At 62.4% G+C, this 18,699-nt stretch carries 20 protein-coding genes and 1 tRNA gene; 14 read left to right on the forward strand and 7 right to left on the reverse strand.

Going from position 1 to position 18,699, the window contains the following annotated elements; genetic code table 11:
* Positions 1-325 precede the first annotated feature (325 nt).
* The 3 genes from FJ977_RS16870 to map all read right to left on the reverse strand — a co-directional run bounded on the left by FJ977_RS16870 (position 326) and on the right by map (position 3,143).
* Positions 326-1,135, reverse strand: coding sequence for a hypothetical protein (locus tag FJ977_RS16870; RefSeq protein WP_140773182.1), 810 nt, complete (start codon positions 1,133-1,135; stop codon positions 326-328).
* 360 nt (positions 1,136-1,495) lie between these two features.
* Positions 1,496-2,260 carry a DNA repair protein RadC gene (radC, locus tag FJ977_RS16875; protein ID WP_140773183.1) on the reverse strand — a complete coding sequence of 255 codons (765 nt, stop codon included), beginning with the start codon at positions 2,258-2,260 and terminating at the stop codon, positions 1,496-1,498.
* Between the two features lie 55 nt (positions 2,261-2,315).
* A complete protein-coding gene (gene map / locus FJ977_RS16880) occupies positions 2,316-3,143 on the reverse strand; it encodes a type I methionyl aminopeptidase (RefSeq protein WP_140773184.1) in 828 nt (275 codons plus the stop codon).
* Positions 3,144-3,343: 200 nt separating this feature from the next.
* Between map and FJ977_RS16885 the strand changes: the two genes are divergently transcribed.
* From FJ977_RS16885 to FJ977_RS16915, 7 genes are all read left to right on the forward strand, one after another.
* Positions 3,344-3,760 carry a hypothetical protein gene (locus FJ977_RS16885; RefSeq protein ID WP_140773186.1) on the forward strand — a complete coding sequence of 139 codons (417 nt, stop codon included), beginning with the start codon at positions 3,344-3,346 and terminating at the stop codon, positions 3,758-3,760.
* A gap of 111 nt (positions 3,761-3,871) precedes the next feature.
* Positions 3,872-4,111: a hypothetical protein gene (locus FJ977_RS16890; protein ID WP_140773187.1), complete on the forward strand. Its 240-nt coding sequence runs from the start codon at positions 3,872-3,874 to the stop codon at positions 4,109-4,111.
* 180 nt (positions 4,112-4,291) lie between these two features.
* On the forward strand, positions 4,292-4,588 hold the full coding sequence (locus tag FJ977_RS16895) for a DUF982 domain-containing protein (RefSeq protein ID WP_140773188.1): 297 nt from the start codon (positions 4,292-4,294) through the stop codon (positions 4,586-4,588).
* Positions 4,589-4,749: 161 nt separating this feature from the next.
* Positions 4,750-5,013 (forward strand): DUF6074 family protein, encoded by a 264-nt coding sequence (locus tag FJ977_RS16900; protein ID WP_056573404.1) that lies wholly within the window; start codon positions 4,750-4,752, stop codon positions 5,011-5,013.
* Positions 5,014-5,250: 237 nt separating this feature from the next.
* Positions 5,251-6,477, forward strand: a complete 1,227-nt coding sequence (locus FJ977_RS16905) for a pilus assembly protein TadG-related protein (protein WP_181179912.1) — start codon at positions 5,251-5,253, stop codon at positions 6,475-6,477.
* 6 nt (positions 6,478-6,483) lie between these two features.
* Positions 6,484-6,924, forward strand: coding sequence for a TadE/TadG family type IV pilus assembly protein (locus FJ977_RS16910; RefSeq protein WP_140773189.1), 441 nt, complete (start codon positions 6,484-6,486; stop codon positions 6,922-6,924).
* On the forward strand, positions 6,914-7,318 hold the full coding sequence (locus tag FJ977_RS16915) for a TadE/TadG family type IV pilus assembly protein (RefSeq protein WP_140773190.1): 405 nt from the start codon (positions 6,914-6,916) through the stop codon (positions 7,316-7,318). Before FJ977_RS16910 ends, FJ977_RS16915 begins: the two co-directional genes overlap by 11 nt.
* Before the next feature lie 1,411 nt (positions 7,319-8,729).
* Here the strand turns inward: FJ977_RS16915 and FJ977_RS16925 are convergent.
* The 4 genes from FJ977_RS16925 to phaC form a co-directional block, all read right to left on the reverse strand.
* Positions 8,730-9,011 carry a hypothetical protein gene (locus FJ977_RS16925; protein ID WP_140773193.1) on the reverse strand — a complete coding sequence of 94 codons (282 nt, stop codon included), beginning with the start codon at positions 9,009-9,011 and terminating at the stop codon, positions 8,730-8,732.
* A 209-nt stretch (positions 9,012-9,220) separates the two neighbouring features.
* Positions 9,221-9,295 (reverse strand) — tRNA-Glu (locus tag FJ977_RS16930).
* Between the two features lie 435 nt (positions 9,296-9,730).
* Entirely contained in the window at positions 9,731-10,993 is a 1,263-nt protein-coding gene (locus FJ977_RS16935; RefSeq protein WP_140773194.1) for a YcbK family protein, read from the reverse strand.
* Positions 10,994-11,208: 215 nt separating this feature from the next.
* Positions 11,209-13,044 carry a class I poly(R)-hydroxyalkanoic acid synthase gene (gene phaC, locus FJ977_RS16940; protein ID WP_140773195.1) on the reverse strand — a complete coding sequence of 612 codons (1,836 nt, stop codon included), beginning with the start codon at positions 13,042-13,044 and terminating at the stop codon, positions 11,209-11,211.
* A 158-nt stretch (positions 13,045-13,202) separates the two neighbouring features.
* Here phaC and FJ977_RS16945 point away from each other — a divergent pair, with 158 nt between their 5' ends.
* From FJ977_RS16945 to FJ977_RS16975, 7 genes are all read left to right on the forward strand, one after another.
* On the forward strand, positions 13,203-13,535 hold the full coding sequence (locus tag FJ977_RS16945) for a hypothetical protein (RefSeq protein WP_348643213.1): 333 nt from the start codon (positions 13,203-13,205) through the stop codon (positions 13,533-13,535).
* Between the two features lie 45 nt (positions 13,536-13,580).
* Positions 13,581-14,798 carry an LL-diaminopimelate aminotransferase gene (locus FJ977_RS16950; RefSeq protein WP_140773197.1) on the forward strand — a complete coding sequence of 406 codons (1,218 nt, stop codon included), beginning with the start codon at positions 13,581-13,583 and terminating at the stop codon, positions 14,796-14,798.
* Positions 14,799-14,835: 37 nt separating this feature from the next.
* The gene (locus FJ977_RS16955; protein WP_140773199.1) at positions 14,836-16,149 is read left to right on the forward strand and encodes a homoserine dehydrogenase; all 1,314 of its coding nucleotides are present in this window, start codon (positions 14,836-14,838) and stop codon (positions 16,147-16,149) included.
* Positions 16,150-16,238: 89 nt separating this feature from the next.
* Positions 16,239-16,598, forward strand: a complete 360-nt coding sequence (locus FJ977_RS16960) for a hypothetical protein (protein ID WP_140773200.1) — start codon at positions 16,239-16,241, stop codon at positions 16,596-16,598.
* Between the two features lie 71 nt (positions 16,599-16,669).
* Positions 16,670-16,837: a Thivi_2564 family membrane protein gene (locus tag FJ977_RS16965; RefSeq protein ID WP_081295122.1), complete on the forward strand. Its 168-nt coding sequence runs from the start codon at positions 16,670-16,672 to the stop codon at positions 16,835-16,837.
* A gap of 200 nt (positions 16,838-17,037) precedes the next feature.
* Positions 17,038-18,021, forward strand: coding sequence for a class II fructose-bisphosphatase (glpX, locus tag FJ977_RS16970; RefSeq protein WP_140773201.1), 984 nt, complete (start codon positions 17,038-17,040; stop codon positions 18,019-18,021).
* Positions 18,022-18,182: 161 nt separating this feature from the next.
* The gene (locus FJ977_RS16975; protein WP_140773202.1) at positions 18,183-18,407 is read left to right on the forward strand and encodes a DUF6434 domain-containing protein; all 225 of its coding nucleotides are present in this window, start codon (positions 18,183-18,185) and stop codon (positions 18,405-18,407) included.
* Positions 18,408-18,699 lie beyond the last annotated feature (292 nt).

The following is an 18,699-nucleotide window of genomic DNA, read 5'->3' on the forward strand; positions in this document are numbered from 1 at the left end:
GGTAGCAGCGTAAGTGTGGCGCCTCAATGAAACCATTTTCCAAAAAATAGGAGATCGCGCTTCTTGATTGGAAGATTGATCCAAGTTGACCGAGATGGCTGGATTGCTCTTTCCAGGATTGAACGATTTTCAAATTTCCGTATTTCGTTCGATCCGCTGCGCCTGATCGGACGCTCATCGCAGCCCCTTCCAGCAATCCAGCAAGCAGTTGCCACGCTTGAATGGCCCTCGGGCGTCTTCTCTACGGCCAGAAACAGCAATGCCGCTGGGCGAACCCGGCGGCATTGCCTTCCACAATCAGGATACTGCCGTTTTTGGTAGACGCCTACGGCGTCGTCTCCGCTCCGATCTTGGTCGCCATCTGGTCGATCTTGCCGGCAAGGACGCCCTGGGCCCAGGTCGTGACCTCGGCGTCTACGGGCTTGTTGGCCATGTCCGTCAGCGCCGCGCCGAGCGACGCCTGATCGGTGCCAACGGTCGCCGCGGCAGCCGCCGCCTCTGCCTGGGCGGCCGCCGCGTTATCGGCGTCTACAACGGTCTGCTGAGCCGAGATCTGATCGTTCACAGCCTGGACTTGTGCGGCCGTGGCGGTCGGATCCGCCTGCAGGGCGGTCAATTGTGCATTCAGCGTATCCAGTTGGGCCTGGGCAGCGGCGGCCGTGGCGGCAGCCGCCTCAGCCGTGGCCTGGGCGTTCTTGGCTTTCGCCGACTGCGTCACAAAGGCCTGAATGGCGGCGAACTTCTTGCTCTTGGAATTCATATAGGCGTTGATGTTGCGCTGCAGCGAGTTCAGCCGACCAAGCTTGGCGTGGATGTTCTTGTCCTTGGGCACGGACGCAACCTGGGTGGTGTCGACCGTGGTATCGGTTGTTGTGTCCGTTTCCGCCTTGGCTACCTGTCCTGGGGCTGACGCAGACTTTCCATGCGAAGCGCCGCTCTTGCCATGGCCATTGCCGCCGGCATTGCCGTTGCCGCCGTTGCCGTTGCCATTACCGCCGGCATTGCCACCGCCGTTGCCGTTGCCACCGCCGTGCCCGTTGCCGCCACCGTGCCCATTGCCGCCTCCGGCGAGCGCCGGCGACGCCAGAAGCGCCAATGCGGCAAGGGCCGCGAACAGAGTTTTCCGGTTTGTCATGGTGTCTCCTCGGGGAATCGCCACCTCCGCCCAACCGCTAGGGCAGCGTAATATGAGAAACCGCTAACTGTACGGAGTAAACTTTAGACAAATGCGGTCGCAATGCGCGAGGCTGGTGACCGAAGGAGGCGTAATTATTTGATATTACACGTAAATCAGAGCCATGAGACGGCTACGGCACTGAAGTCCCATGCCGGCCGGACCATGGTCCTGGCTGCCAACCAATGATGGTCGAGCGGCCCGTCCGAAAGGCGCTGGAATGCGGGAAGTCGATGACGAAAGCCTGGTCGGATGCGTTGCGGGCGAACGGCCTGGCTCTGCTCTCGGCGAAGATGATTTGTTCGCCATATCGGCCGGCGCTCAAATCAGCAGCAGGCCCTTCATGCTGGCGTATCCCTTGCGCCCGATGATGATGTGGTCGTGCACCGCGATACCCAGCCGTTTGCCCGCTTCGATGATCTCTTTCGTCATCTCGATATCGGCGCGCGACGGCGTCGGGTCGCCTGACGGGTGGTTGTGGACAAGGATGATCGCGGTGGCCGAGAGTTCGAGCGCGCGCTTGACCACTTCCCTGGGATAGACGGGCGTATGGTCGACAGTGCCGGTCTGCTGGACCTCGTCGGCAATCAGCGCGTTCTTCTTGTCGAGGAACAGGATGCGGAACTGTTCGCGCGCCTCGAAGGCCATGGCAGAGCGGCAGTAGGCGAGAAGCTGCGTCCAGGACGACAGGACTTCGCGACCCTGTACCTCGCCATGCGCCATGCGCTGCGCTGTCGCCGCGACGACTTTCAGGTCGAGCGCCACCGCCGGGCCGATGCCCTTGACCTCCTGCAACAAGTTGACGGGCGCGCCAAGCACCTCGGCCAATGTACCGAAGCGCGCGAGCAACGCCTTGGCGGCCGGCTTTGTGTCGGCGCGCAGGATCAGCCGGAAGAGCAGGAGCTCAAGAAGTTCATAGTCGGGCAGGGCGTCCGGACCCGCTGAGACGAAGCGCTCGCGCAAGCGGTCGCGATGGCCGAGATATCCAGGTTTTTCGGCTGGAGCCGGGTTTGCCTTCGCCGCCGGCCGAACCGGTACCTCGGAGAAGAAACTCCGCTCGTCTTGGTCGTCGTTGGCTTTCCCCATCCGCCCCCGCATCCGGCAATCGATCGGGCGCAGCAGTCGCCCGACGGTCAAAAAATCAGGCCGGCAGGCCGGGCCGGTCGAGCTTGTTGGGCGAGAGCGTGAAAATCTCGCAGCCGGCGTCGGTCACGCCGATCGTGTGCTCGTACTGCGCCGACAGCGAGCGGTCGCGGGTTACCGCCGTCCAGCCGTCCGACAGCACCTTCACATGCGGCCGGCCGAGATTGATCATCGGCTCGATGGTGAAGATCATGCCGGGCCGCATTTCCACGCCTTCATTGACGTTGCCATAGTGGAGGATGTTCGGGGCGTCGTGGAACAGCTGGCCGACGCCGTGGCCGCAGAAGTCGCGCACCACCGAGCAGCGCTCCGCCTCGGCAAAGGTTTGGATGGCGGCGCCGATGGCGCCGGTGCGGGCCCCGGGCCTGACCGCGGCGATGCCGCGCATCAGGCATTCATGGGTGACCTCGAGCAGCCGCTCGGCGGCGCGCTTGATGGTGCCGACCGGATACATGCGCGAGGAATCGCCGTGCCAGCCATCGAGAATGTAGGTCACGTCGATGTTGACGATGTCGCCATCCTTCAACGGCTTGTTGTCGGGAATGCCATGGCAGACGACATGGTTGATCGAGGTGCAGGACGACTTCGTGTAGCCGCGATAGTTGAGCGTCGCCGGCAGCGCGCCGTGATCCATGCCGAACTCGAAGACGAAACGGTCGATGGCATCGGTGGTGACGCCGGGCGCGACCATGGGCACCAGCTCGTCCAGGCAACGCGCGGTGAGGTCGCATGCCTTGCGCATGCCGGCAAAACCCTCCTCGCCATAGAGGCGGATCTGGCCGGTGTTCCTGAGGGGGGCGGTGGCGGCGTCGAGATAGGTGACCATTTTGTCCGTATGGAAGGTAGGGCGCTGCAGGGGTGCTGGCGTGAAAATCCCATCAGATTTGGCACTTGGGGGCAAAAGGTTCAAGGAAGAACTGCCTGATGCAGCCCGAACCGGCGGGATATTCGTCGCGTCGGTCCGGTCTTTTGCCGGTTTTGCACGGTTTGCTTTCCTTTCCGCCCGTCGTGCGCTAGGGCGGGACGATGTCTTGGAGATCGCGTCCAGCCCTGAAGCGCGCCAGATCGCTTGAAGCGCCGCTGACGGCAGCCTGCTCATGTCTGATGGGCCTTGTGCTGCTGGCGATGCTGTGCCTCGGCCGGCCGGACGTCCCTATTTTCGCCGACCCCGCCCAGGGCAGCGCCAGCGTTGGCATCGAACGGTCGGGCGAAGTCGCGGCGCTGCTGCGCGTCACCAACAAGGCACAGGCCCTTGAGGTTCGCACCGCAAGGCCGGTGCTGGCCAAATTCGCGGGCGGCCATCCGGCATTGCCGGCTCCAGAAACTGTTTTCCTTTGGCTCGCCCCGACGTCGCCGGCGGTGTTTGTCGCCGGCCATGGGACGATCTCGGCTCCGTGCACCAGCACCAATCAGCCGCGCGCGCCGCCGTCCGCGCAGGCCTGAGCGGTCCAAGACCGCACGTTCGCCATCCATTCCAAGCCATTCGTGTCGCGATCCGTGCGGCGGCCATAGCCGCGCATTGGTGGCGCGGCGCGTCATTTCCGGATCATCGCAATGCAACAACGTATCAAGACATTCAAAAGCCTGTCGCGTGCGGCCTCGGCTGCTTCATTTCTGTCCGTTCAGGCGTTCATCTGTATCGGAACCGTTTACTGGGCGATCGCCGAGACGCTCTATCTGTCGGGAACCGGAGCGCTCGTGCTCGGCGCCCTGTTCGCCTTGCCGTCGGCCTATGTTCTGGTGATGGTGGTGCGCATGGCCTTCGACGCCGAGACCGACCCGGCCAATCAGTAAATTGCGCCGCCGGATCGGAAAGTTCTGCCGGGTACCTTCATGCCGGCAGAACTTTCCTCGCCCTTTGCAGCAGAAGCGGCCGCTTCCGCAGTGACGACACATTTCCGTGGCACAAACCGGTCAAAGCAACTTTTGACGACGGACGGCGTTGCTGGGCGACGCCAGTTCGGGAGATTTCGGATGGACAGATTGCAGTTCGAGGTGCCGGTGCGCATCGCGCAAGGGCCCGGCTTGCCCGTCGAGGAGATTTACAGCGTCGAGCAGGCGTTGGATTTTCTCCAGGACTGGCCGGCACGCCGGCGGGGGCCGGTGTATCAGAAAGCCTTCAACGCCTGCTTTGGCGCCACGGTAGACGTGGTCAAGACCGAGGATGCCTGCCGGGCATTCATGGCGTTCTGCCGCGTCACCGGACTGATGGCCAGCGACATGATGGCGCCGCGCAAGCGCGGCGGCGAGGCGAGGGCGCTGCAGGCTTGAGGGCAGCTTCGCTTGCCTCGATAACCAGTTCGGCTTGAGTGCCTGTTTCGTGTCGCGGATATCCATCAATAGCGGCGTTAAGCTTCCGTTTCCACCTTCGCGGCTACGCCATTGCTTGTTCAGCAATGTTGATTCGTTGCGTCAGTCTCATGGTTCGGAAGATGTCTGCAGAAAAAATCCGTGCGTTCCCGATCGACCGTCAGTTATTCCTGGTCAGAGAAGTTGCGGCCAAGCTCGACAATCTGCATGGCGAGACAGCGGCCTCGTTCTGGAGGGCCAAGGCAGCGGAGCTGCTTGACCTCGTCGTCGGGTCGGGCAGGGACAGAGCCACCGCCGGTGACGAAGTCCGCAGATTTTTCCTGGCTGTACAGAAAGAGTTGTCGGCTGGAGTGGCCTCAGAGCCAGTGCCCGTCCTTTCCGCCTGAAGCCAAGACTGCCGGCAAACCAAGACTGCCGGCGCGCTGGATTTGACCGCATCCGGTTGAGCCGGATCGCTTTCATTCGTCCGCGGAGCGCTGCCGTGCCGTCAGGAACGGCAATCGCCGTCGTCCGCGCACCGATCAGCGAACGGCCGGCTGCTTGAAGCCAATAGAAGCCGTGATCAAAAATGAACCGAACTTCTTAGCCGTTCGTTCATATATGCGTGCTTTCTAATTTAAGCCATGGCTTCCAATTGCTTCACCCGAATTCGGCTCATGGCGACCGGTATACGCCGGAGTACCAAGGCAAATGTTGCCACTATCTTCGCCCTCAGCCTGCCGATCGTCGTCGGTGCCGCTGGCTTCGGCGTGGAGACCTCCTACTGGTACTACAACAGCCTGAAACTGCAGGCGACGGCCGATGCCGCCGCCTATGCCGGCGCGCTTGAACAGATCTCAGGGTCCGACAAGCCGACGATCGTCGCAGCCGCGACACAGTCGGCCACGTCCAATGGGTTGGGCTCGGGCACGATCGTCGTCAATACGCCGCCAACGTCCGGACCGAATACGGCGAAGAAATCGGTCGAGGTCATCGTCGGCCAGAAGCTCGACCGGATGTTCACCTCGATCTTCACGCAGGGCCAGGTGCCTGAACAGGCGAGGGCGGTGGCCCTTATCACCAACGCCTCGAAGTCCTGCATGACCGCGCTCGATCCGACCGCCTCGCAGGCTGTACTGTTTTCCGGCAATACCAGCGTGAAGGTCACCGGCTGCGTGGTGATGTCCAATTCGAACGCTTCGGACGCCATCAAGCTCCAGGGCTCGGCAGCACTGCAGGTCGATTGCCTGATATCGGCGGGCGGCGTTTCACTGAACAATCCGGTCACCACCGTTTGCCCGGCCCCGATCACCCAGGCGCTGCCTGTCGCCGATCCATTCGCCGACCTGCCGACCCCGGCCGCTTCAAATCCCTGCCAGAACACCAACAAATCGACGCTGAAACCTGGCACCTACTGCAGCGGACTGAGCCTTAGCGGCAGCGTTACCCTCCAGCCGGGCGTCTATGTCGTTCAGGGCAATCTCAAGATAAACGCCAACGCTTCCGTCACCGGCAGCGGGGTGACCATCTTCATGTCAGGCAGTTCGACGGTCAGCATGAACGGCAACGCCTCCGTGCAGCTCAGTGCGCCGACTTCGGGAGCCTATTCAGGCGTTCTGTTCTATGGCGACAGGGCCGGCAGCAGTGCATCCAGCACCTTCAACGGCACAGCCGACTCGCTGCTGACCGGGGCCATCTACTTCCCAAGACAGCAGATCAGCTATCTCGGCAATTTCGCGGGCAACGGCGGCTGCACCCAAGTCGTCGCCGATACGATCCAATGGTCAGGCAGTTCAACCATCAATCAGGATTGCACCAGCCTCGGAATGCGCGACATTCCGGCCGCGCAGTCCGTGGCACTGGTCGAGTAGCCTCCCGTGGAACGCCGATCAAAGCCGATCCTTGGCGACCGTTCGGGCGTTGCCGCAGTCGAGTTCGCCATGGTCCTGCCCTTCCTGTGCGCGGCGCTGCTCGGCATCATCGACGGCTGGTCCTATGTGACGAGTTCGCTGTCGATGCGCGCCGGCGTGAAGACCGCCGCGAACCTGATCATGGCAGGATCGACCAATGACACGGCGACGCAGGCGGTTGCGATCTCGAGCTGGGAGAAGCGGCCGACGGACGGCCAGGTCACGCTAAGCCGGATCTATATGTGCGGGACGACCGTGGTCAACGCTTCCGCCTTGTGCAGTGGGCCGAAGGTTCCATCGGTCTATGTCCAGATCCAGGCATCGGCCACCTGGACGCCGCCCTTCACCTTCGGCGTTTTTTCCGCGTCCAGCGTCATCGGCCACCTGGAGGTGATCCGTGTCCGCTAAGGCAAGCGCCTTCAAGGGGGATCGATCGGGTGGAACGGCGTTGGAGTTCGCGCTGATCGCGCCATTCCTCATCATATTGCTGTTCGGAATCTTCGCCTTGGGCTGGTCGATGAACTCGGTCTCCAGCGTTCGCTATACGCTTGAGACATCGTCACGCTCGCTGCAGCTTCAGAACACGTTGACCCAGGCCGACATCCAATCGATCGCCACGCAGAAATTGCAGGCCCTGGGTTTGAAGGATGTGAACGTGACGATCGCCATCGACCCGGCGAGCGGTGGCTTCCGTATGGCGCATCTGACCGCCACCTATGCCTTCGTCGTCGACTTCCCTTACCTCAGCGCCTTCCCGATCAACTACGCGACCACCGTTACCGTGCCGCTGGTCGGCGGCTAGGCGATCGATCCTACCGCCGGAACATTCTTCGCCTAGTGAAGTTCTGAATCCGCCTTGGTTTTGATCCCCGTGGGCCAAGGCCAGGAAGCTGCCTCCATCAGCTTCCAACCAGCCCGCCTCGGACGGGGGCAAAACTGTCTGGGGCGGGCTTCGTTCAGCCTTGTCGCCGCAGCGAGCAGTTTTCCACCGTTAACTCCAGCCTGTGGATCGAGTTGTCTTGCAGGAGCTTCGATGCGTCGCTTATTAGGAATTCCTTATGGAGCGACGGCACGCAATGCGGAGAGTCAGGGATGGGCTCTGGGAGGTCTACGACATAGACAACAACAAGGTTGTGCGCGTGGGCGGAGTGCCCCTGACAAACTTGTTGGATGAAGACGCGCTCGATGCCTTGGATCTGATAAGGGATGGCTTTCTGACCCCGGCCAAATCCAGGAGGGCAAAACCCTAAAGCAAGCTCCAGTTCGGCATGCTTGTCGGGCTGGTGTGGTCCCCTAACCTATGGCGTGCTGCTCGCCCCACAAGCCGACATTGTGAGGAACCTGTGGACCGGATGTTGACGCCATGCCGACCAGAGCAATGATAATACCCAGGCCTATCGCGAGGGCCACAGCGGCCGCAGCGACGCTGGCTCCAGGCGTGTGCTGGTGGCGTTCCAGAGCCTTGCCGAGATCGTCGAAGGTTGTTTCCATTCGCCGAAGCTAACAGACGTCAGGCAAACAAGGCGTTAACGAATGAGCCGCGGCGCTTCTACGGTATCGGCAGGGCGCCGAACAGCGCGCATTGGCCGCCCTGGTGCGCAGCGGGAGGCGCCTGAGCCGGCGGACGATAATACAGCGGGTCGGCACCAGACGCGCTTGTGGGGCTCTGAAAGGCCTTGGAACCGAATCAGGGGTTCGCAGCTTCTACCGTTGCGGCGACCCTTGCGTTTGTCCGGTGGCACGCCACGGGGCCGGTGCGGCCTCCAAGCGCACCTGATTCGGAACATTAGCCATCTCTAAAAGTTGATCCGTGCGGCAGGTAGGTGCCCTCCATCGTCCTGCCGAAGATCGGGTCTCCGATCGGGCCCGCGCCTTTTCGCCGCCAGAGGGGCGCGGGCTTCAATTTGCCAGGGGTATCACGATTTCCGGCAACTTTGCGGACAGCGGACTCGTAGAGCAATTGGTCGCTCTGTTTATGTCCCTCATGCCAGGGCGGCTGGCTCGCCGAGATTTCGTTGGGGTTTCTCGGCGAGCCTATCCGAGGATTGGGATAAAATGGCCGGCGCCCGTCGGTTGGGGACCGTTGGGTGGGGGGTGGACGCCGGCCAAGCGGACAATCAGGTCCGCCGCATGAACGGCATGACTGATTCAAGAAGCCTGCGATATGGTGCGATCACGGACTGCTGGGCGCATGGCCTAGCCGACTTGAGGGCCTAGCCGACTTGGGGCTTCCTTCCGTGCAAGCCGGCTGTTGCTTTTGTCGGCCCAATTGTCGTCAGGAGGGGCGTCGGCTCCCCGGGGGAGTAGGGTGCTGATCCGCCGTATTGCCTGACATCACCTTCCAAACCCTGCGCAGCTTTGATCACGGCCTTGCGGCTGTTTCCGTGTTTGAGGATCAACTCCCAGACCAGGTCCGCGGTCAAACCGTTCTCCGAAGCGAAACACTCGACCTGATGGTCGTGAATAGCATCATGCCAGGGCTTATAGCCGCCCATTTAGGCCTCCGCTTTAGGTGCCGCATGGCAAAGATATGCACTGCTGTCAGATGTAGGTGAAACATGCGAATGAAGGACGTAGCACGGCGCCAGACAGCGCCAGCGAGCATCGAGACGGTGGCCGCTCGGCTTCAGGTTTGCGATTCGGCGGATATTCGCCAAAAATTGGGACAGGGAGCGGAGGTTTTTTGCTAATTGCTTGAAGTTGCTGGTACGCCCAAGGGGAATCGAACCCCTGTTACCGCCGTGAAAGGGCGGTGTCCTAACCGCTAGACGATGGGCGCGCTCAGACGAAGCGGCTTATACTGGCGTTGTGCGCAACCGGCAACCCGTCAAGTGCCGCCCTGGACAACTTTTTTGTGGGCCTTGGTAATACAGGGATTTCATCACGACTGCACGGCCTGACGATTAGCATAAACGCCTACCGCTTCGTCATTCTGGGGCGGAGCAAGGAGCGAAGCGACGCGGCGCAGACCCCAGAATCCATGCCGCGATTTCAAGGCGCTGCCACGGAGCAAATTCTGCTCCGCTGCGCTCTTCGACAGGGGGTACGGACTGGATCCTCGGGTCTCCGCGACGGAGCTTCGCTCCTGCTCCGCCCGTGGATGACGAAGTGGAGGACGCTTCGGCCAATCTCGAATGTTTGGAATTGTCCGCTGGAACGACATTGCCTGAACGGCCTTGGCAGCCAACAGGCTTCGGCCCATCAAAGAGCGCCGTTAGCCGTCGCCACCACCGTCGCCACCGCCGCTGCGCCGGCGGCAGCGCCAGTTCCAGTCGCGCTCAGGGCCGACGTCGACGTGGACCGATTCGGTGTGGCAGTAGGTGCCGACGCCGCCACGGCCCGGCATGGTCCTGATGTAGTTCGCCAGTTCCCATTTGGAGACGCCGGGTACCTGGATGTCGGCGGCGGCGCAGTACATGTGCAGCGAATTCTTGGCGCCGTTGGCGCGGCGGTTGCGGGCGGGGTCGCGGTAGCCTGACGTCACCATCATCTTGCGGCCGTAATGGCCTTCGATCGTCTTCAGCACGCGCACCAGCGACGGCTTCAGGCAGGCGACATCAACGCTTTCGTTCTGCTTCAGCAGCCCGTTGGGCGCGAGCCGGGCCATGCCGGCGGCGGACGCTACCTGATAGCTGCCGCCCGAACCCTCGTCCTCATTGAGGTCGACGTCGCTTTCGTCGTCGAGGCCGGATTTGCGCTTGATCTCGAACAGCGCCGTCTGGCGCACGCCGGGCAACGCGTCGCCGCCCGTGATGTGGCCGGCTTCGTCGCCGGTCGAAGCCAACTGTATCGGCTTTGCGGCGGAATCGGCCGAGGCCAGTGTGATGATCGGCTTTGCCGGAGCCGGCGCGGGCTTGGCCTGCACGGCCGGCTGTTCGCCCGTGCGCGTGTTGACCAGCGGAGCGGGGGTTGCGGAAGCCGGCGTGGCGCCGAACATCGAGGCCAGGAAGCCCCGTTTCTTCGGCGCCTCGGCTTGCGGCATCTCGCCCGCCGTCACATAGACCGGATTGTTCATCGCCGGCGCCGCGGCAGGCTTCGGCGCCGTCACCTCGGCATCGGCGGCGGCGATCTTCTGGGCGACCGCGTCGGTCTGCTGCGCCGTCTGGGCCGGCTGCTGCAGGGCCTGCGGCGTTTGTCCGGCGATCGTTTCAGCCCCGGCCGGCGTTGTCAGTGGAAAGGCAGCTTCGGGTTTGGCGATCGGTACGTAAGCGACCGTCTCGGGAAGCGCCGTATCGCCTTCGCTCATCACGGTCGTCTGGGTGGTCGTGGTCTGCGATGTCGAATCGGCGGTGGTGATGGGCTTGCCGGTGGCGGCCGCATTGATGTTCGAGGAAGAGGCATTGTAGCCAGGCATTCCGACCGACATTGTCGGGTCGCCGGCCGAGGTGCAGGAGGCCAGGAGCACGGAGCAGAGCGCTGCCACGATGGCGCGGCGTTCTCCCTTTGCGAGGCTCCATCCTGCTGATTTCAAAGTCAAATTCCCCCTCGATACCCGGCCGGTAATCCTTGGCGCAGCACTGGCCGCCGCAGTCCAAGGTGACCTTTGTCTCCGATCCGGAAACGAGACCTGTGTCAAATCCGCAAGCTTGAAAGTATTTTTGCAGCGATTGCCGAATTACGGCCGCTCGACGGTTGACGACACCATTTCGCCCGCTTTTGGCAAGCCGTCAACTCACCAGACATTACAGTCCGTTACACACGCACCTTGACATAGGTGCCGGGAGCATCCCCCAAGGTTTTCATATGCTTGCCGGGTTTGCGGGCAGGCACGCGGGTGTTGTCCTTGGCCTCTATCCAGCCTTGCCAGTGCGGCCACCAGGATCCCGGATGGTCGGTAGCCGTGGCTATCCACTGGTTGAAATCGCCGATCGGCGCGCCGCCGGTCCAGTACTGGTACTTGTTGGATGCGGGCGGATTGACGACACCGGCTATGTGGCCGGATCCGGCCATCACATAGTCGACCTTGCCGCCGAAATATTTCGAACCGAGGAAGACGGACAGCGCCGGCGCGATGTGATCTTCCTTCGAGGCGAGGTTGTAGATGGGAATGGTGACATCGCCGAGCGAGACCGTGCGGCCCGCCAACTCCATCGTGCCGCGCGAGAGGTTGTTCTCCAGATAGCAGTTGCGCAGGTAGAAGGAGTGATTGGCCGCCGCCATGCGGGTCGAATCGGCGTTCCAGTAGAGCAGGTCGAAGGGCAGGGGATCCTTGCCGCGCATGTAGTTGTTGACGACATAAGGCCAGATCAGGTCACCGGAGCGCAGCATGTTGAAGGCGGTCGCCATCTTGGTGCCGTCGAGATAGCCCTTTTCGTTCATCGACTTTTCCACCGCCGCGACCTGTTCCTCGTCGACGAACACTTTCAGGTCGCCGGCATAGGTGAAGTCGACCTGCGTGGTGAAGAAGGTCGCCGACTTGATGCGGTCATCGCCTTCGCTGGCCATCAGCGCCAATGCCGCCGCCAGCAGCGTGCCGCCAACGCAGTAGCCGATCGCGTTGACGTCGCGCTCGCCGGTGGCCTTCTCGATCGTGTCGAGGCCGTATTGCAGGCCTTCCCTTATATAGGCTTCCCAGTTCTTGGCGCCGTGGCGCTCGTCCGGATTGATCCAGGAGATGACGAAGACGGTATGGCCTTGCTCGATCGCCCAGCGGATGAAGGATTTCTGCGGGTTGAGGTCGAGTATGTAGAACTTGTTGATCCAGGGCGGGCAGATCAGCAGCGGCCGTTTCAGCACCGTCTCGGTGGCTGGATCATACTGGATGATCTCGGCGACATCGCTGCGGCCAACCACCTTGCCGGGCGTGGTGGCGATGTTGCGGCCGATCTCGAAGGGCGAATAGTCGGCCTGGCGCAGTTTCAGGTCGCCCTTGCCGGCGGCGATGTCCTCGGCCAGCATCTTCATGCCGCGCACCAGGTTCTCGCCGTTGGAGGCGACGGTTTCGCGAAACAGTTCCGGATTGGTCAGGATGAAATTCGACGGCGAGATGGCGTTGGACACCTGCTTGACGTAGAAGCTCGCCTTGTGGCGGGTGTGCTCGTCCAGACCTTCGGCGTGCTCGACCAGTTCGGACGCCCAGCGCGAGGTGACGAGATAGGCCTGCTTGAGAAAATCGAAGAAGGCGTTGCGGCCCCATTCCGGATCCTGGAAGCGCTTGTCGCCGCGCTCCGGCTTGACGGCATCGTCGGCACCCTCGGCGCTGGGGCTGACACGCTGTATGGCGTTCGCCCACACGGTCATGTAGCCGGCGAACAGCCGCGTCTGCGCCTCGAGCGCGCGCTGCGGGTCGGCAAGCCAGTATTCGCTGAGCTTGGAAAAGGTCTTGACCATGTCGACGACCGGTTCGGCGACGTGGTCGCGCACCTCGCCTTTCTCGCGCGGCTCGGCCCAGGCGGACGCCGCCTTGCCGGCCTGCTCGACCATGCGCGCCATGTTCAACGCGAAGCGTTCCGGATCCTTCACCAGATATTGCTCGACGGTCGAAGGCTCGTCATCTTCCGTTTTGCCCGAATCGGGTGTTTTGGACATGGTTCGCGGGGTTCCTCCCGAAGCGTTTTCTTGACATATTAACATGGGACATCCGACAGGGTCCAATCTCGCTCTACCTCGGCTGCCAAGGAAACAATATGACGATTAATATTGGCGAGACTGTTTTTTTTGGTGCCGCACGCTTTTGCCGCATCGGCGTGGCGATCGTCCTCGTGGGGATCGCCGGATGTTCGAGCGCGAATACCGGCGGTCCGGTGCCGATGGCGGAGAATGCGGGGCCGAAGGATACGGGCACCTTTCCGAACCTGAACATCCCGCCGCAAGTGGCGAACAAGCAGTTCACCGAGGCCGAGCGGAACGCCAAGCTCGCCGAGCTCAAGGCCGACAAGGGCGGGCAGGGTGCCAAAAGCGGCGGCGGCTCCGTCACCGATCAGGCGGCGCTGACGGATCTGGCCAAGAAGCACGGCCCCCAGACGCTGAAGCAGATCGAAGGCAAATGCGATCCCGCCCTCGACCCTACCTGCAAATGAGTATATAGCGCGCGCCCAATACCCCCTTTGCTGTCTGGAACCGCCATGGAAGAGTTTCACAAGGTCCGTCGCCTTCCGCCCTACGTTTTCGAGCAGGTCAACCGGCTCAAGGCCAGTGCGCGCTCGCGCGGCGCCGACATCATCGACCTTGGCATGGGCAATCCGGACCTGCCGACGCCGAAGGCCATCGTCGACAAATTGTGCGAAGTCGTGCGCGATCCGCGCACGCATCGCTATTCCTCCTCGCGCGGCATTCCGGGGCTGCGCCGCGCCCAGGCCGCCTATTATCAGCGCCGCTTCGGCGTGAAGCTCAACCCCGACACGCAAGTGGTTGCCACGCTCGGCTCGAAGGAAGGCTTCGCCAACATGGCGCAGGCGATCACCGCGCCCGGCGACGTCATTCTGTGCCCCAATCCGACCTATCCGATCCACGCCTTCGGCTTCATCATGTCGGGCGGTGTCATCCGTTCGCTGCAGGTCGAGCCCGATGACGGCTTCATTCCGGCGGTCGAGCGGGGCATTCGCCATTCGATCCCGAAGCCGCTGGCCTTGATCCTCAACTATCCGTCGAACCCGACGGCGCTGGTCGCTTCGCTCGATTTCTACAAGGACGTGGTGGCGTTCGCGAAGAAGAACGACATCATCATCCTGTCCGACCTTGCCTATTCGGAGATCTATTTCGACGGCAATCCGCCGCCTTCGGTGCTGCAGGTTCCGGGCGCCATCGACATCTGCGTCGAATTCACCTCGATGTCGAAGACCTTCTCCATGCCCGGCTGGCGCATGGGCTTTGCGGTCGGCAATGAACGGCTGATCTCGGCGCTGACCCGGGTGAAATCCTATCTCGATTACGGCGCCTTCACGCCGATCCAGGTGGCGGCCGCGCATGCGCTCAACGGCGACGGCGCCGATATCGCCGAGGTGCGCGACATCTACCACAAGCGTCGTGACGTGATGGTCGATGCGTTCGGCCGCGCCGGTTGGAATATTCCCGCCCCGGCGGCCTCGATGTTCGCCTGGGCGCCGATCCCGGAGCCATTCCGTCACCTCGGCTCGCTCGAATTCTCCAAGCTGCTTATCGAGCACGCCGACGTGGCGGTGGCGCCCGGTGTCGGCTTCGGCGAACATGGCGATGATTTCGTGCGCGTGGCGCTGGTCGAGAACGAGCACCGGATCCGCCAGGCGGCGCGCAACATCAAGCGCTTCCTGTCGACCAGCGCCAAGCAGCCCAACAATGTGGTGCCGCTCTCCGCCCACCGGTAAGCAAGAATTCTATCTGATTTGAGGGACGTCGCCTTCCATGGCTGAAGCACTGCGTGTTGGAATTGCCGGCCTCGGTACGGTCGGTGCATCGGTGGCACGTGTGCTGCGCGACAAGGCGGCGGAACTGACCCGGCAATGCGGGCGCGACATCATCGTCGCAGCGGTTTCGGCGCGCGACCCGAAGCGCGACCGTGGCATCGATGTCAGTTCCGCAAAATGGTTCGACGATCCGGTGAAGATGGCGCAGACCGCCGAGATCGACGTGTTCATCGAATTGATCGGCGGCGACGAGGGGCCGGCACGCCTGTCGGTGAAGGCGGCGCTCGAAGCCGGCCGCCATGTCGTCACCGCCAACAAGGCCCTGCTCGCCAAGCATGGCGTGGCGCTGGCCGAGATCGCCGAGAAGAAAGGCGTGCTGCTCAACTACGAGGCGGCGGTGGCGGGCGGCATTCCCGTCATCAAGACGATGCGCGAGGCGATGGCCGGCAATTCGGTCACCCGCGTGTTCGGCATTCTCAACGGTACCTGCAACTACATCCTGACCCGCATGGAGGCCGAGGGCATCTCGTTCGATGCCTGCCTGAAGGATGCGCAGCGGCTGGGTTACGCCGAGGCCGATCCGACCTTCGACATCGAAGGCCATGACACCGCGCACAAGCTGTCGATCCTGACCAGCCTTGCCTTCGGCACCAAGATCGCCGCCAACGACATCTATATGGAAGGCATCTCCAACATCACCCAGGCCGACATCCGTGCCGCCGGCGACCTCGGCTACAGGATCAAGCTGCTGGGCGTCGCCCAGCGCACCGAAAGCGGTATCGAGCAGCGCGTGCATCCGACCATGGTGCCGACCGCCTCCGTCATCGCGCAGGTGCATGGCGTCACCAACGCGGTGGCGATCGAGACCGACATCCTCGGCGAATTGCTGCTTTCCGGCCCCGGCGCCGGCGGCAACGCCACCGCGTCGGCCGTCATCGGCGACATCGCCGACATCGCCAAGAGCCGGCCGGGCTTCCAGCATGGCCCGGTCTTCGGCCGGCCGGCAAAGGAGTTGAGGCCTTACAAGAAGGCGCAGATGCGCAGCCATGCCGGCGGCTATTTCATCCGGCTGACCGTGCATGACCGCATCGGCGTGTTCGCCGCGATCGCCAAGCGCATGGCCGACAACGATATTTCGCTGGAATCGATCGTCCAGCATGCGGTCAGCGGCGAGGCGGCGGCACAGAAGACGGTGATCCTCGTCACCCATGAGACCACCGAGGCCGCCGTGCGCAAGGCCGTCGACGGCATCACCAAGGACGGTCACCTGACCGACAAGCCGCAGGTCATCCGCATCGAGCGGGCAGGGTAGCTCCGCCCCCACCGTCGCGCAGCCGCGATCAGCCGGAACGAATCCGCGCCGGCGCCGTTCTCTTGGTCAGCAACCAAGGGAGCCGCTCCATGGCCGATACCAACAAATCCGACACCCCTCACATCGACGACATCCAGAAAACGCTGGAAAAGCAGATCGCCGAATTGCGCAAGGAGATCACCAAGATCAACAAGAGCATTTCGGCGCGGGGCGCGGAAATGCTCGACGATGCCAGTGAGCAGGCTTCGGATTTCTACGAAACGGCCGCCGCGCGTGCTTCGCGGACAGCGCAGCAATTGCGCACCCAGGCCCAGGCGGTTTCGGACGTGGCGCGCGAAAACCCGGGTACCACGACCGCATTGGTCGGCGTGATCGGCCTGCTCGGGTTTCTGGCCGGGATTGCCGTCGGCCAGTCGTTGAACAACGACAGTTCGCGCCGCTGGTATTGACCGCGTCGACATCGAGCCGGCGTTGCCGGTTCGTTTCGCGGTTTCTCAGGTAATCATTTTAGGAGGGCACCATGGCTTCATCCGTGCTGATCGGCATCCTGATCACATTTCTCGTCATCATCCTTGTTCTTTATCTGGTGCAGCGCCTGCCTCTCGATGCCCGGATGCGGCAGATCGTGCAGATCATCGTCATCATCATCGGCATCATTTCGCTGCTCAAATACCTCGCGGTTTTCTAGATCCCGGCGTTATCTCTGTATCTTCAAGGGCGGCCCGGCTGTTTCCAGCCGGGCCGCAATCTTGTTCGGAATAAGGTTCAATCGATTGATATTGCTTATCTTTCGATAAAACTCGCGGCAGGTCTTGCCGTTGTCATGCTCGTTTGACAAAACAAGCCCGCCTCCGGCGGGAGGTGGCATGCAAACGAGGATTTGCCGAAATGAATGTGGCCCAGAATATCGTCGCCGGCCTTGACCGGATACTCACCATGGAACTGGTGCGCGTCACCGAAAGGGCCGCGGTCGCGGCAGCCAGGCTGCGTGGGCGCGGCGACGAGAAGGCGGCTGACCAGGTCGCTGTCGATGCCATGCGCCAGGAGCTCAACCGCCTTGCCATCAAGGGCACGGTGGTGATCGGCGAGGGCGAACGGGACGAGGCGCCGATGCTCTATATTGGCGAGGAGGTCGGCACCGGCAAAGGCCCGGCCGTCGATATCGCGCTTGATCCGCTCGAGGGTACGACGATCTGCGCCAAGAACCTCCCGAACGCGCTTGCCGTCATCGCGATCGCCGAGAAGGGCAGTCTGCTGTTCGCGCCCGACGTCTATATGGACAAGATCGCCATTGGTCCGGGTTATGCCGAAGGCGTCATCGACCTCGACGCATCGCCGGCCGAAAACATTGCCAGCCTGGCCCGGGCCAAGGGCGTCGCGGTGTCCGACATCACCACCTGCATCCTCGACCGGCCACGCCACGCCAAGCTGATCGATGCCGTGCGCGCCACGGGTGCCGCGATCCGGCTGATCGGTGACGGCGATGTCGCCGGCGTCATCCACACCACGGACCCAGACGAAACCGGTATCGATATCTATCTCGGTACGGGGGGCGCACCCGAGGGCGTGCTGGCGGCGGCCGCACTGCGCTGCACCGGCGGCCAGATGCAGGGCCGGCTGATCCTCGATACGCCGGAGAAGGTCGCCCGCGCGGCGAAGATGGGTATTTCCGATCCGAAGCGGATCTACCATGCCGAGGACATGGCGCGCGGCGATGTGCTGTTCGCGGCCACCGGCGTCACCGACGGCAATATGCTGGCCGGCGTCAAGTTCGGCGGCACATACATCACCACGCATACGATCGTCCTGCGCTCGTCGTCGCGAACCGTGCGGGAGATCAAGGCCCGGCACCAGGATCTGGATAAGTTCTAGAACTCTTTGTTTGACGCAATTCCCAAGGGGAAAGCGCTACGCGCTTTTCCCGGGAAAACCGTTTCACACTTTTCCTGGAATTGCTTTAAGCCTGCTTGCGAAGCCGCGCCGCAGTTGTTAGCCATTGGCCGCATCTGAACCTTGGCGCGCAAGGACCGACGATGAAAGCGTTCGATTGGCACGCGAATCCGATTTCGCGTGCCACGCCCATCACGAAGTCCTACCGCAACACCCAGAATGTGCGCCGCTTTTTCATCCGCGAATGCGGCGATACGTTCAGGTTCGATCGGTCTTTCATGGCCTGGCTCAAGAACGATCGGGAAAAGACAATGGGGGACGCGGCCGAGGAATGGGTCCGGCGCCAGGCTGAAAAGCGGAAAGCGTAGTTATTCTTGAGTTCTCATGCGATGCCTACCGCCGCGAACCGCTTGGCTTTGCCCGCCTTTGGCGCCAAAGCCCGTCGTGTTCACGCGACGCTCCTTAGAGCAATTCCAGGACAAGTGCGAAGCGGTTTTCCGTCCGGAATTGCGTCAAAACAACAAGTTAGAGCGGTTCGGCGGTTCCGTGAAACGATGAACCGCTCTAGGCCGTTGTTTGTGCATGTCGTTATCCCAAAACCGCTGCACACTTTTGGGCGACATGCATTATCCTGCGGCCAACTATGAGTTGGCAAAGCGC

It is taken from the genome of Mesorhizobium sp. B2-1-3A (assembly GCF_006442655.1).
GTDB lineage: Bacteria > Pseudomonadota > Alphaproteobacteria > Rhizobiales > Rhizobiaceae > Mesorhizobium.

Bases quoted from the DNA above. Each gene is read 5' to 3' on its own strand.
- FJ977_RS16870 (WP_140773182.1), bottom strand. From the start codon at position 1,135: ATGACAAACCGGAAAACTCTGTTCGCGGCCCTTGCCGCATTGGCGCTT.
- radC (WP_140773183.1), bottom strand. From the start codon at position 2,260: ATGGGGAAAGCCAACGACGACCAAGACGAGCGGAGTTTCTTCTCCGAG.
- map (WP_140773184.1), bottom strand. From the start codon at position 3,143: ATGGTCACCTATCTCGACGCCGCCACCGCCCCCCTCAGGAACACCGGC.
- FJ977_RS16885 (WP_140773186.1), top strand. From the start codon at position 3,344: ATGTCTTGGAGATCGCGTCCAGCCCTGAAGCGCGCCAGATCGCTTGAA.
- FJ977_RS16890 (WP_140773187.1), top strand. From the start codon at position 3,872: ATGCAACAACGTATCAAGACATTCAAAAGCCTGTCGCGTGCGGCCTCG.
- FJ977_RS16895 (WP_140773188.1), top strand. From the start codon at position 4,292: ATGGACAGATTGCAGTTCGAGGTGCCGGTGCGCATCGCGCAAGGGCCC.
- FJ977_RS16900 (WP_056573404.1), top strand. From the start codon at position 4,750: ATGTCTGCAGAAAAAATCCGTGCGTTCCCGATCGACCGTCAGTTATTC.
- FJ977_RS16905 (WP_181179912.1), top strand. From the start codon at position 5,251: ATGGCTTCCAATTGCTTCACCCGAATTCGGCTCATGGCGACCGGTATA.
- FJ977_RS16925 (WP_140773193.1), bottom strand. From the start codon at position 9,011: ATGGGCGGCTATAAGCCCTGGCATGATGCTATTCACGACCATCAGGTC.
- phaC (WP_140773195.1), bottom strand. From the start codon at position 13,044: ATGTCCAAAACACCCGATTCGGGCAAAACGGAAGATGACGAGCCTTCG.
- FJ977_RS16950 (WP_140773197.1), top strand. From the start codon at position 13,581: ATGGAAGAGTTTCACAAGGTCCGTCGCCTTCCGCCCTACGTTTTCGAG.
- FJ977_RS16955 (WP_140773199.1), top strand. From the start codon at position 14,836: ATGGCTGAAGCACTGCGTGTTGGAATTGCCGGCCTCGGTACGGTCGGT.
- FJ977_RS16960 (WP_140773200.1), top strand. From the start codon at position 16,239: ATGGCCGATACCAACAAATCCGACACCCCTCACATCGACGACATCCAG.
- FJ977_RS16965 (WP_081295122.1), top strand. From the start codon at position 16,670: ATGGCTTCATCCGTGCTGATCGGCATCCTGATCACATTTCTCGTCATC.
- glpX (WP_140773201.1), top strand. From the start codon at position 17,038: ATGAATGTGGCCCAGAATATCGTCGCCGGCCTTGACCGGATACTCACC.
- FJ977_RS16975 (WP_140773202.1), top strand. From the start codon at position 18,183: ATGAAAGCGTTCGATTGGCACGCGAATCCGATTTCGCGTGCCACGCCC.